This is a genomic window from Streptomyces sp. NPDC029956 (genome assembly GCF_055574655.1).
Genome location: NZ_JBVHZJ010000034.1, coordinates 83,108 through 95,957, shown reverse-complemented (window position 1 = coordinate 95,957; position 12,850 = coordinate 83,108). Strand labels below are relative to the sequence as shown.

The window sequence follows — 12,850 nt, the reverse complement described above, 5'->3', positions numbered from 1 at the left end:
AGGTTCTTGCCGATGTCGTGGACGTCGCCGCGGACGGTGGCGAGGACGATCGTGCCCTTGCCGTCGGCGTCCGTCTTCTCCATGTGCGGTTCGAGATGGGCCACGGCGGTCTTCATGACCTCGGCGGACTGCAGCACGAACGGCAGCTGCATCTGACCGGAGCCGAACAGCTCGCCGACCGTCTTCATGCCGTCCAGCAGGATCTCGTTGACGATCTCCAGAGCGGGCCGGACCGTCAGGGCCTCGTCGAGGTCCTTCTCCAGGCCGTTCTTCTCCCCGTCGATGATCCGCCGCTTCAACCGCTCGTCCAGCGGCAGAGCGAGGAGCTCCTCCGTCTTGCCGGCCTTCAGGGACTTCGCCGTCGCCCCCTCGAACATCTCCAGGAAGCGCTGGAGCGGGTCGTAGCCGTCCCGGCGGCGGTCGTGGATCAGGTCGAGCGCGACCTCCACCTGCTCCGGTTCGAGGCGGGCGATCGGCAGGATCTTCGAGGCGTGGACGATCGCCGAGTCCAGGCCGGCCTTCACGCACTCGTCGAGGAAGACCGAGTTGAGGACGATGCGCGCGGCCGGGTTCAGGCCGAACGAGATGTTGGACAGGCCCAGGGTGGTCTGCACGTCCGGGTGGAGCCGCTTGAGCTCGCGGATCGCCTCGATCGTCGCGACGCCGTCGCCCCGCGACTCCTCCTGACCCGTGCAGATCGTGAAGGTGAGGGTGTCGATCAGGATGTCCGACTCCCTGATCCCCCAGTTCCCCGTCAGGTCCTCGATGAGCCGCTCGGCGACTGCCACCTTGTGCGCGACGCTGCGGGCCTGGCCCTCCTCGTCGATGGTCAGCGCCATCAGCGCCGCGCCGTGCTCCTTCGCGAGGGCCGTGACCTGCGCGAACCGGGACTCGGGGCCGTCGCCGTCCTCGTAGTTGACCGAGTTGACGACCGCCCGGCCGCCGAGCTTCTCCAGGCCCGCCCGCAGCACTCCGATCTCCGTCGAGTCGAGGACGATCGGCAGCGTCGAGGCCGTCGCGAAGCGGCCGGCCAGCTCCGCCATGTCCGCGACGCCGTCCCGGCCCACGTAGTCCACGCACAGGTCGAGCATGTGCGCGCCCTCGCGGATCTGGTCCCGCGCCATCTCGACGCAGTCGTCCCAGCGGGCCTCCAGCATCGCCTCGCGGAACTTCTTCGAACCGTTGGCGTTCGTCCGCTCGCCGATCGCCAGGTACGCGGTGTCCTGCCGGAACGGCACATGGCTGTAGAGGGAGGACGCGCCCGGCTCCGGTTCCGGCCGCCGGTCGAAGACGGCCGCGCCCCGCACCCGTTCCACGATCTCCCGCAGGTGCTCCGGGGTCGTACCGCAGCAGCCGCCGACCAGCGCGGGACCGTACTCGCGGACGAACGCCTCCTGTGCGTCGGCCAGTTCGGCCGGCGACAGCGGGTAGTGGGCGCCGTCGGAGGTGAGCACGGGCAGGCCGGCGTTGGGCATGACCGAGATCGGTATGCGGGCGTGCCGGGACAGGTGCCGCAGGTGCTCGGCCATCTCGGCCGGGCCCGTGGCGCAGTTCAGGCCGATCATGTCGATGCCGAGCGGCTCCAGGGCGGTCAGCGCCGCCCCGATCTCGGAGCCGAGCAGCATCGTGCCCGTCGTCTCCACGGTGACCTGCACGATCACGGGCAGGTCCACGCCGACCCAGTCCAGGGCCCGGCGGGCGCCGATGACGGCGGCCTTCGTCTGGAGGAGGTCCTGCGAGGTCTCGACGAGCAGGGCGTCCGCGCCGCCGCGGATCAGGCCCTCCGCGTTCTGCCGGAAGGCCTCGCGCAGCGGCTCGTACGTGACGTGGCCCAGGGTCGGCAGCTTCGTCCCGGGGCCCATGGAGCCGAGGACCCAGCGGGGTCGCCCGTCGGCGGCCGTGTGCGCGTCCGCCACGCCCCGGGCGATCCGGGCACCGGCCTCGGACAGCTCGTACACCTGGTGCTCGATGCCGTACTCGGCGAGTGCGGCCAGGTTCGCCCCGAAGGTGTTCGTCTCGACGCAGTCCACGCCCACCGAGAAGTAGGCGTCGTGGACGGAGGCCACGATGTCGGGACGCGTGAGGTTGAGGATCTCGTTGCAGCCTTCGAGGTTCCGGAAGTCGTCCATCGTCGGGTCGGCGGCCTGGAGCATCGTGCCCATCGCCCCGTCGGCCACCACGACCCGCCGCGCGAACTCCTCCCGCAGGGAACTCCGTACGACGGTCACGTGAGCCCCCTCAGACGGGTGACGAGCGTGGCGCTGCACCCGACGCCGTACGTCGTCCTGATCCGGTCCAGGAGCGGGTCCCGGTGCAGGCGGTACTCCTGCGTCCCCACGTAGTCGAGGACGGTCGCGGCCACCGCGCAGCCCAGCTGCGCCGCGCACCGCTCCGGCACGCCCCACAGCCGGCCGGCCAGGAAACCGGACCGGAAGGCGTCACCGACCCCGGTCGGGTCGACGACCGCCGCGACCTCCACGGCCGGCACGGCGAGCGGCTCGCGGCCCTCGCCCCGGATGCGGACACCGGCCTCGCCGTGGGTGGTGACCCAGGTGCCGACCCGGCGCAGCACGTCCGCCTCGGTCCAGCCGGCCTTCTCCAGGAGGAGCGCCGTCTCGTACTCGTTGGTGAACAGGAACCGTGCCCCGTCCACCAGCTCCCGCACCTGCGCGCCGTCGAGCCGCGCCAGCTGCTGCGACGGATCGGCGGCGAAGGGAATCCCCAGGTCACGGCAGGTGCGGGTGTGCCGCAGCATGGCCTCGGGGTCGTCCGGGGAGACCAGGACCAGTTCCAGCCGGCCGGTGCGCGCCACGACCTCCCGCAGGTCGATCTCGCGCGCCTCGGCCATCGCCCCCGCGTAGAAGGTGGCGATCTGGTTCTGGGCCCGGTCGGTCGTACAGACGAACCGGGCGGTGTGGAGCGACTCGCTGACGCGCACCGAGTCGGTGTCCACACCGTGGTCCTTCAGCCAGACCCGGTACGGCTCGAAGTCGGCGCCGACCGCGCCCACGAGGACGGGGCGGAGGCCGAGGACACCGAGTCCGAAGGCGATGTTCGCTGCCACTCCGCCGCGCCTGACCTCCAGGTTGTCGGCGAGGAACGACAGGGAGACCCGGTCCAGCCGGTCGGCGAGCAGCTGTTCGCTGAACCAGCCGGGGAAGGTCATCAGATGGTCGGTCGCGATGGATCCCGTGACAGCGATACGCATGGCCCTCAGCCCTCCTGTCCCGGATGAGCCGCCTTCTTCAGGGCCTCCACGCGGTCGGTGCGCTCCCAGGTGAACTCGGGGAGTTCGCGGCCGAAGTGGCCGTAGGCGGCGGTCTTCGCGTAGATGGGGCGCTTGAGGTCCAGGTCGCGGATGATCGCCGCGGGCCGGAGGTCGAAGACCGCGCTGACGGCTTCCTGGATCTTCTCGTCCGGCAGGGTGCCGGTGCCGAAGGTCTCGACGAAGAGGCCGACGGGTTCGGCCTTGCCGATGGCGTAGGCGACCTGGACCTCGCAGCGGCGGGCGAGGCCGGCGGCGACGACGTTCTTGGCGACCCAGCGCATCGCGTACGCGGCGGAGCGGTCGACCTTCGACGGGTCCTTGCCGGAGAAGGCGCCGCCGCCGTGGCGGGCCATGCCGCCGTAGGTGTCGATGATGATCTTCCGGCCGGTGAGTCCGGCGTCGCCCATCGGGCCGCCGACCTCGAAGCGCCCGGTCGGGTTGACCAGCAGCCGGTAGCCGTCGGACTCCAGGCTGACGCCCTCCTCGACGAGCTCCTTGAGGACGTGCTCGACGACGTACTCGCGCACGTCCGGGGTGAGCAGCCCCTCCACGGAGATGTCCGCGGCGTGCTGCGAGGAGACGACCACGGTGTCGAGGCGGACGGCCTTGTCGCCGTCGTACTCGATGGTGACCTGCGTCTTGCCGTCCGGGCGCAGGTAGGGCACGGTGCCGTCCTTGCGGACCTCGGTGAGCCGGCGCGAGAGCCGGTGGGCGAGGGCGATCGGCAGCGGCATCAGCTCGGCCGTGTCGTCGCAGGCGTAACCGAACATCAGGCCCTGGTCGCCGGCGCCCTGCGCCGCCAGCTCGTCGGCCACGCCCTCCACGCGGGCCTCGTGCGCGGTGTCGACGCCCTGCGCGATGTCCGGGGACTGCGCGCCGATGGACACCGACACGCCGCAGGAGGCGCCGTCGAAGCCCTTCGCGGAGGAGTCGTAGCCGATGTCGAGGACGGCCTCGCGCACCAGCTTCGCTATCGGCGCGTACGCCGTCGTGGTCACCTCGCCGGCGATGTGCACGAGACCCGTGGTGATCAGGGTCTCCACCGCGACCCGCGAGGACGGGTCCTCGGCGAGCAACGCGTCGAGGATGGTGTCGCTGATCCGGTCGGCGATCTTGTCGGGATGGCCCTCGGTCACGGACTCCGAGGTGAAGAGACGGCGGCTCATGCCTGCGCCTCCACCGGGGTCTTGAAGAAGTGCTGCTCGATGGCACCGAGGGTGCGGATGGACTCGACCTCGAGGGTCTCCATCTGGATCGCCGTGCCGCTCTCCTGCTCCAGGAGGAAGACGAACTCGACGAAGGACAGCGAGTCGATGAGCCGGTTCTCGATCAGGTCGAGGTCGGACGCGATGTCGTCGCGCTCGGGGTGACGCTCGAGGATCCAGTTCTTCACCGTCTGCAGGCCGTCGGCCATGGTTGCTCTCCTTTTGGCTGCTAATGGATGGGTGTGGCGGGCGCGATGATCGGTGCGGCCACCGCCACCGCGTAGTCCACGTCGTGGCTGATGGACACGGTGATCTCGGTGATGCCGGACTCGGCGGCCATCTCGGCGGCCGCCCGGTGCAGTTCCACGAGCGGCCAGCCGCCCTCGGAACGCCGCACCACGATGTCCGGCCAGGGCAGGAACCTGCCCCTGACCCGCAAGGTCTTGAAAGCCGCTTCCTTGGCCGCGATCCGCCCGCACAGGCTCAGTACGTCGAGCCCGGAGGAGGTACGGCAGTCGGCGAGCTCGCCGGGGGTGAGCATCCGCTCGAAGAACCGCTCCCCGTACTGGGCGAGGAGCCTGCGGACACGGTTGACGGACACGATGTCCATGCCGAGGTTCGCCCACCCCAGGCCGCCCGCCGGCGGGACGGCGGGACGGGCCGGCACGTCAGATCACCGGCCCGGCCGCGCCACTCGCACCGGCCCGCGTGCGGGCGTTCGCGTCGAGCACCGCCTCGGTCGCCGCCTGCCAGCCGCCGTGGCGGCGGGTCAGCGCGGACAACCAGCGTTCGAGGCCGAAGGCGACACAGCTGGTGAAGGCCGGTCCGCCGGTCGACTCCAGGGTGATGTCGCAGCGGTCGCCGAAGAAGTTCCGGTGCGTGTTGACCGAGGCGATCGCCAGGTCCTCGTACAGGAACTCGTACTTCACCGGGGTGAGCCGCTGGAGGAGCGCCTTCGAGCCGCCCTTGTCGAAGAAGGGGTCGCAGGCGGCCTCCCTGCGCAGCGGCAGGTCGAGCGCCGCGGCGAAGGACCGGATCCGGGTGGTGAAGTCGGCGAGGTGCGTCTCGGCGTGCTCGCGCGCACCGATGGCGACGATCTCCCGCATACGGAAGCCGAGTTGGCGCCGCATGCCCTCGTAGTGGGTCTCCTTGCGGAAGCACCAGGAGCAGATCGTGACGAGGGTGTCGTCGGCGACCCGGGTGCCCTGGTGGTCGAGGTAGACGGCGTAGCAGGAAGCCGAGGGCAGTCCGAGGCCGGCCGGTTCGAGGGCGGCGGCGGGCCACCGCCCGTGCTCGCCGTCGAAGGGGGCGGTGAGGCGTCCCTCCAGGTCGAGCGGGGCGGCGAGGACGGCCTGGTGCGGGAAGTTGTCGTAGTAGTCCAGCTTCGCCAGGTCGGCGGCCGGCAGGAGCGGGGGCATCGTCATCGGGCGTGCGCCCGCGGTCACTCCCCAGCTCTCGAAGGTGTCGTCGAGGAGCCGCAGCAGGCGGGTCCCCTCGGGGCCGAGCGAGGGGAGGCCCCTCGTCGAGCCCGCGGTCTCCCCGGCGTGCGCGGGGGTCGTCACGGTCATGGTCTCTTCACCTCTCGGGTGGGAGGTCTCGCGGGCCGCTCAGACGACGGGCAGGGTGTCGTCGGAGAAGATCCCGGTCTTCAGGAAGAAGGCGAGCGGCTTGCGGATTGCCTTGCGCTCGTGGGGGCGGCGGTTCTCGTCGGCGACCAGCGCGTTGCGCAGGGCCAGCGGGTCGGCGATGCCGGCGTCGCGGTACACGTGCGGGTTGTAGAGCGAGTTGACGCTGTAGACGACGTACCGCTTGAGGTACGCCTCCACCTCGCGGACCCGTTCGGCACTCACGGCCTGGCACATCCGGCCGTACAGGAGGGAGACCAGCTCGCGCCCGAAGGCGATGTGGCGGGACTCGTCCTGGTGGTGGATGCGGTTGACCTCGCGGATGGTGTGGCAGAGCGAGGCGTCCTTCGCCATCCGGGCGTTGTAGTGGTCGACGAGCTCCTCGAAGAAGAGGATGCGGGTGAAGACGAGGAAGTTCTCGACCTCCGGCTCCCAGGCGGCGTCGGCGCGCATGGCGGTGGAGCCGTAGATCTTGTGGCCGTAGCGGCGGCAGAACTCGGAGAAGAACCACATGTGTTCGTTCTCCTCACCGATGAAGTGGTGGAAGAAGTCCGAGGGCACCTCGAAGCCGGGCATGTGGATGCGGCCGACGACCTCGATGAGGAGCTCGCGGATGCCGTGCACGTTGAGGCTGTAGAAGTTGACGGACTCCCACTTCGACAGGCGCTGAAGCGTTTCCTCGTCGAGGGCGTCGTAGTGCTCGGTGCCGTAGACGGTGAGCAGCTCCGGGGTCATCCAGAAGCGGTTCTCCTCCAGTTTCTCGGGCCACTGGAAGGTCTGGTACGGGTTGTAGTAGTCCTCGACGGAGCGCTCGCTGAGCCGCTCCAGGACCTCCATGAACCGGTCGGTGACGGGCAGGGGGGCGGTGGCGCCCATGGTGGTGCTCCTCTTCTTTCGGGGCTCGGTTCGCCTCCGGGGGCCTTGAGTCGGGCTCACGCGTCCGTACGTGCTCGCTCCCTCGTTCCTCGGGAACTCCGCGCGCTCGGACGCGTTCCCCCGACGGCCCCCTTCGGCTCACTCGCCCTCAGGCTCAAGGGGTGCGGGGCCCAGGGCTCTCAGGGCCGGACTTCGTAGACCGCGTTCACCGGGGTCTCGGTGGCACGCCGCCAGCGGGTGAAGCCGGCCTCCTCCGCGATGGCCCGGAAGGCCTTCTCGCCGGAGTGGTTGCCGAGCGCGTGCGGGCCGCGCTGGGCGACCGCGACGGGCAGGCACATGACGGCGGACAGGGCCATGAACATGCGGGCGGCGGGCGTCTGCGCGTCGACGTCCTGCGGGGACACGTTCGACTCGACGAGCATCCATGTGCCGTCCGCGTCGAGGGACTTGTGGACGTGCTGGGCGGCGGCGACCGGGTCGCCCATGTCGTGCAGGGCGTTGAAGAAGCAGACCAGGTCGTAGTCGGAGCCCGGGTAGTCGTCGGCGGACGCGACCTCGAAGACGACCCGCTCGGAGAGACCCGCCTCCTCGGCGAGCTCCCGGGCGATCGAGATGGCCTCCTCCGAGTAGTCGAAGCCGTGCACGGTGGCGTTCGGGAAGGCCTTCGCGATGAGCAGCGTGGTGTGGCCGACGCCGCAGCCCACGTCGGCGACGGTGCCGCCTCCCGCGAGCTTGTCGGTGACCTGGTGGAGGGCGGGCAGCCAGTCGGCGACGAGCTTGTGCTCGTACGTCGGCTGGAAGAAGGAGCCCATGCCGGTGTCGAGGGCCGCGTCGTGTTCGGCCCAGCCGACCCCGTCGCCGGTGCGGTACGCCTCCACGAGCAGGTCCTCGGTGGCGTACAGCGCCTTGAGTGCGGTGAAGAACCCGGCGGCGTACGTGACGGCCTTCGGGTCCGCGAGCACCTCGACGTGGTCGGCGGGGAGCGTGTACGTGAGGGAGCTGGGGTGCCGCTCGACGTACCCGGCGGAGAGCTGGGCGTGCAGCCACTCCTCGATGTACCGCTCGTTCGTGCCTGTCGTCTCGGCGAGCTGCCCGGAGGTGAGCGGGCCCCGCTCGGCGAGCGCCGTGTAGAGGCCGAGGCGCTGCCCGAGGGAGACGGTCAGACCGCGGACGGCCGCCCCGGCGTCGGTGATGACCCGCTGGTGGAAGTCGTGGGCGCTCACGCGGCCGCCTCCTCGTAGCCGTTCGCGCCCGGCAGGTCGCAGGTGAACAGGAAGGAGCGGGGCACCCGCGGGACGGAGCGGGCCGGCACCGGGTAGGGCCAGCGTCCGAAGTCGGCGCCGTCCTCACCGGGCTGCCTGACCTCGCGTACGGCCCAGCCGCAGTCGGCGAGCAGCGCCTCGGGCTCCTCGGTGCCGAAGAGCCAGGGGTTGCCGTCCTCGTCCAGGGCCTTCATGAAGCCGCGGGCGAGCGGGTTCTCCAGGGCGGCCTTCGAGATGACGTCGCCGAGCAGTACGGAGCCGGGGGCGGCGTGCGCGCAGAGCGTCGATATGAGGGTCCGTACGGCCTGCTCCGGCAGGAAGAACAGCAGCCCCTCGACCACCCACAGGACGGGCTCCTCGCTCTTCCAGCCCGCCTCCTTGAGGTGGCCGGTCCAGTCCTGGGTGAGGTCGACGGGGACGGTGATCCGGTCGCGGCCGGCCGGCATCGGCTCCTTCGCCAGCATCTCGGCCTTGGCCTCCAGGAGGGCCGGGCGGTCGAGCTCGTAGACGGTGACGCCGTCGGGCCAGGGCAGCCGGAAGAAACGGGTGTCCATGCCGGCGGCGAGGAAGACGACCTGGCGGATGCCCCGTTCCTCCACCGCCCGGACGATGGCGCGGTCGAGGTAGGTGGTGCGGATGGCGAGGAACGGCACGGTGCCGCCGCCCGCGTAGCGCTCGAGCAGTTCGAAGCCGATCTGGTCGGCGACGGTGCGCGCGTAGGGATCGGCGAACAGCCGGTCCTCGCGCTCGGTCTCCAGGGCGCGCGCGGCGGCGGTCCACTGGGCGGTGCGGGATACGGCCTCCACAGGAGGTCCCCCTTCACTTCGGTGGATGTACGGGGCTTCGGACGGGTCCGGGCGTACGGAGGGGTCCGGATGCGCGGACGGGTCGGGATGCGGGGTCCGGTCTGCGTGCACAGACGGGTCCGCGTGCGTGCACAGACGGGTCCGCGTGCGTGCATGCACAGACGGGTCCGCGTGCGTGCACGGACGGGTCGGGATGTACGGACGGCCGTGTTCAGGGGCCCGACGAAGGACGGTTCGTCAGGCGCTCATGACCGGGACACAGGTCTTGGCCGGTCGCGCGCAGGCGACGGGGTCCTCGGCCGCGGGCATCGACGACAGATGGTCGGCCTCGGAGTCGGCGGGGCGCCGGCGGAAGATGCTGTGCAGGATCATGCTGAACACGGCCGTCCCGTCGGAGGCCACCAGGGTGCACCGCGGTTTGACGGTGCCGGTGGCGGGATTGAACGGCGACGGGGTGGAGCCGAGGATCTCGACGCGCGCGGTGAGGACGTCGCCGGGGCGGACGGGCCGCAGGTAGCGGACCTCGTCGATGCCGGGCGAGCCCATGCAGGCGCTGTAGGCGAGCAGTCCGTCGACGTAGCGGCGCATGAACATCGCCTGGGTGTGGAATCCGCTCGCGATCAGTCCGCGGAACTGCGACCGCTCCGCGCGCTCGGGGTCCGTGTGGAAGGGCTGCGGATCGAAGCGCCTGCCGAACTCCAGCACCTCCTCCGCCGTGATGGTGACGGCGCCCAGCTCGTGGACGTCGCCGGGCCGGAAGTCCTCGAAGTAGCGCATCGTGCGCCCCCCTTGACCTAGGAGTGGTCTTTCCCTGGCACCCACCAATCTACGAATCAGTCATTTATTTTGTCAACCCAAAAGAAGACCTCAAGAGGTGCTATCCGAGGGCCTGTTCGACGTCGGCCCACAGGTCCTCGACGTCCTCCACGCCGACCGACATCCGTACGAGCCCCGGCGCGATGCCGGCGGCCTCCAGCGCGGCCCCGTCGAACTCCCGGTGGGACGTGGACGCCGGATGGGTCATGAGGGACTCCACTCCGCCGAGGGAGAGCGCGAGCCGGGCCACCCGTACGCGCTCGATGAAGGCCCGGCCCGCCTCCCGGCCCCCCGCGAGCTCGAACGACAGCAGCCCGCCGCCGCCGTCCAGGACCGTGCGGGCACGCTCGTACGAGGGATGGCCGGCGAACCACGGGTAGTGGACGGCCGAGACGCGGGGGTGAGCGGCGAGCCGCTCGGCGAGGACGGCGGCGTTGGCGCAGTGCTCGCGCATCCGCAGCGGCAGGGTGGGGATCCCGCGCAGGGTCAGCCAGGCGGCGAACGGGTCGGCGCAGGCGCCGAGTTCGACCGTACGGGGCCAGATGCGGCGGCGCAGCCCGTCGTCGGCGAAGACGGCGGCGCCGCCGAGGACGTCCGAGTGCCCGGAGAGGTACTTGGTGGTGGAGTGGACGACGATGTCTGCGCCGTGCTCCAGGGGACGACACAGGACCGGCGAGGCGAGGGAGTTGTCGACGAGGCCGATAACCCCGAGCGTGCGGGCGGCGGAGAGCAGCCCGGGCAGGTCGGGAACCTGGCCGGTGGGGTTGGCGATGGTCTCCAGGACGAGCAGCCGGGTCGCGGGGTGCACGGCGGCGGCCTCGAACTCGGCCGGGTCGTCGCCGGATATCCGTACGACCTCGATCCCGTACCGCTCGGCCAGGTCGGTGAGCACGGCATGGGTCCCGCCGTACAGGCAGCGCTGCGCCACCACCCTGTCGCCGGGTCGCAGCAGGGCGAGCAGGACCCCGCTGACGGCCCCCATGCCGGAGGCGAAGGCGAGGGCCCCGGCGCCGCCCTCGAGGCCGGCGAGGGTCTGCTCCAGGGCCCGAACGGTCGGGTTGCCGCGGCGGCTGTAGGCGTACGCCCCGTCGGGTCCGGCCATGGCGTCGGCGAGCTCGGCGGCGGACTCGAAGGCGAAGGCGGAGGACTGCACGAGCGGCACGGAGAGCGGCCGACTGCCGGACGGGAGCGGCTCGTTGACGACATGGACGGCGCGGGTCCTGAGTTCCACGGAAGGTCCTTTCCGGACGCTTGTGCGGGATGCGGGAGCGGGTCGCTGTGGGCGGGATGCGGGAGCGGGTCGCTGTGTGCGGGATGCGGGAGCGGGTCGCTGTGTGCGGGATGCGGGATACGGAAAAGGGGCCGCCCGACGTCCGGGGGTGGACATCGGGCGGCCCCTTCGGGCGGGGGTCAGGCGGAGACCTTCTCGCCCTGCGGCGCGGGGGCGGCGGCCTCGGCCGCGACCGCCTTGTCGCTCTTCATGACGAGGAGGGTGATCACACCGCCGACGGCGGCGATGATCGCGGCGCCGATGAAGGCGGACGAGAAGCCGTCCGTCAGCTTCGGCAGGTTGCCGAGCTGGTCGGCGCCCTGGGACATGGCGACGGCGGTCAGCGCGGCGAGGCCGAGCGCGGAGCCGACGTTGTAGGTGGTGTTGACGATGCCGGAGGCGAGACCGGCCTGCTCCTGCGGGGCGCCGGACATGGCGGTCATCATCGTCGGGATGTAGGCGAGGGACATGCCGAGCGCGGCGACCAGCGAGGCCGGGAGGACGTCGACGAGGAAGGAGCCGGTGGGCGGGACGGCGGCGAGCCAGACCAGGCCCGCGGCGAGGACCAGCAGACCGCCGGCGATGAGCGGCTTGGCGCCGACCTTCATCATGAGCCGGGCCGTGATGGCCGTCATGAAGATCATGAGGAGCACGGTCATCGGGAGCAGGGCGGCACCGGACTCGAAGGCGCCGAAGCCCAGGACCTGCTGGAGGTACAGGTTGAGGAAGTACCACATCGGGATCCAGGCGGCGCCGAGCAGCGTCATGGCCAGGTTGGCGGAGCCGAGGCGCGGGACGCGCCAGACGCTGAGCGGCATGAGCGGCTCGCCGATGCTCTTCTGGATCACGAAGAAGAGGACCAGGAGGGCGGCGGCGCCGACCAGCTGGAGGATCGTGCCGGTGGAGCCCCAGCCGACCTCGGGGGCGCGGACCACGGCGAAGACGGCGAGCGCGAGACCGGCGGTGACGGCGACGGCGCCGAGGATGTCGACGGAGCCGCGGCGGGACTCGACGTTCGGCAGGAGCTTGGTGGCGGCGAGGGTCGCGAGGCCGATCGGGATGTAGATGATGAAGACCCACTGCCAGCTCATCCACTCGGTGAAGACACCGCCGAGGAAGACGCCCGCGGTACCGCCGGCCGGGGCGGCGGCGCCGTAGAGCGCCATCGCCTTGCCGAGCTCCTTCGGGTCGTGCATGAAGAGGATCATCAGCAGGGTCATGGCGGAGGGCGCGATGAGCGCGCCGCCGACGCCCTGGACGGCGCGGCCCGCGATCTCGACCCAGGCGGTCTGCGCGGCGGCGGCGAGGACCGAGCCGGCGATCATGACCACCCAGCCGGCGACGAAGATCTTGCGGGCTCCGACGAGGTCGGAGAGGCGTCCGCCGAGGAGCAGCAGGCCGCCGAAGACGATCACGTAGGCGTTGAAGATCCACTGGAGCTCGCTCTGCGAGAAGCCCAGGTCCTTCTGCATCTCGGGGAGCGCGACCCCGATGATCGACGTGTCCATGATGACCATGAACTGTGCGGCGGCGAGCACGACAAGTGCCCACCAGCGCCGGGGATTGACGGTTGACATTGCCCTGACCCTTCACTCGCTGCGGCCCCCCGAGTGGTCCGACCGGAACTCGGGGCATACCCCTAGGGGGTACCTGTGCGGAGCACCGTAGCATACCCATGGGGGGTATGTAAGAGTGAGGGGAAAGCGCTGCCGGGGACACGGG

At 70.9% G+C, this 12,850-nt stretch carries 12 protein-coding genes; all 12 read right to left on the bottom strand.

What is annotated here, in order from left to right:
- A partial coding sequence (locus ACZ4XX_RS25385; RefSeq protein WP_468510163.1) for a homocysteine S-methyltransferase family protein occupies positions 1-2,162 on the bottom strand: 2,162 nt, incomplete at its 3' end.
- 62 nt (positions 2,163-2,224) lie between these two features.
- Positions 2,225-3,208 carry a carbohydrate kinase family protein gene (locus ACZ4XX_RS25380; protein ID WP_468510161.1) on the bottom strand — a complete coding sequence of 328 codons (984 nt, stop codon included), beginning with the start codon at positions 3,206-3,208 and terminating at the stop codon, positions 2,225-2,227.
- 5 nt (positions 3,209-3,213) lie between these two features.
- Positions 3,214-4,434, bottom strand: coding sequence for a methionine adenosyltransferase (gene metK, locus ACZ4XX_RS25375; protein ID WP_468510160.1), 1,221 nt, complete (start codon positions 4,432-4,434; stop codon positions 3,214-3,216).
- A complete protein-coding gene (locus ACZ4XX_RS25370) occupies positions 4,431-4,682 on the bottom strand; it encodes a phosphopantetheine-binding protein (protein WP_030322008.1) in 252 nt (83 codons plus the stop codon). The genes metK and ACZ4XX_RS25370 overlap by 4 nt, the downstream gene beginning before the upstream one ends.
- 20 nt (positions 4,683-4,702) lie before the next feature.
- A complete protein-coding gene (acpS, locus tag ACZ4XX_RS25365) occupies positions 4,703-5,140 on the bottom strand; it encodes a holo-ACP synthase (protein ID WP_468510159.1) in 438 nt (145 codons plus the stop codon).
- Between the two features lies 1 nt (position 5,141).
- Positions 5,142-6,041 (bottom strand): class-II aminoacyl-tRNA synthetase family protein, encoded by a 900-nt coding sequence (locus ACZ4XX_RS25360; RefSeq protein WP_468510158.1) that lies wholly within the window; start codon positions 6,039-6,041, stop codon positions 5,142-5,144.
- Positions 6,042-6,080: 39 nt separating this feature from the next.
- The gene (locus ACZ4XX_RS25355) at positions 6,081-6,974 is read right to left on the bottom strand and encodes a diiron oxygenase (RefSeq protein WP_468510157.1); all 894 of its coding nucleotides are present in this window, start codon (positions 6,972-6,974) and stop codon (positions 6,081-6,083) included.
- Between the two features lie 179 nt (positions 6,975-7,153).
- Entirely contained in the window at positions 7,154-8,197 is a 1,044-nt protein-coding gene (locus tag ACZ4XX_RS25350) for a class I SAM-dependent methyltransferase (RefSeq protein ID WP_468510156.1), read from the bottom strand.
- Complete coding sequence (locus tag ACZ4XX_RS25345) at positions 8,194-9,042, bottom strand: class I SAM-dependent methyltransferase (protein WP_468510155.1); 849 nt, start codon at positions 9,040-9,042, stop codon at positions 8,194-8,196. The genes ACZ4XX_RS25350 and ACZ4XX_RS25345 overlap by 4 nt, the downstream gene beginning before the upstream one ends.
- A 237-nt stretch (positions 9,043-9,279) precedes the next feature.
- On the bottom strand, positions 9,280-9,819 hold the full coding sequence (locus ACZ4XX_RS25340) for a MaoC family dehydratase (RefSeq protein WP_468510154.1): 540 nt from the start codon (positions 9,817-9,819) through the stop codon (positions 9,280-9,282).
- 100 nt (positions 9,820-9,919) lie between these two features.
- Positions 9,920-11,089, bottom strand: a complete 1,170-nt coding sequence (locus tag ACZ4XX_RS25335) for a trans-sulfuration enzyme family protein (protein ID WP_468510153.1) — start codon at positions 11,087-11,089, stop codon at positions 9,920-9,922.
- A 179-nt stretch (positions 11,090-11,268) separates the two neighbouring features.
- On the bottom strand, positions 11,269-12,705 hold the full coding sequence (locus ACZ4XX_RS25330) for an MFS transporter (RefSeq protein WP_468510152.1): 1,437 nt from the start codon (positions 12,703-12,705) through the stop codon (positions 11,269-11,271).
- Positions 12,706-12,850 lie beyond the last annotated feature (145 nt).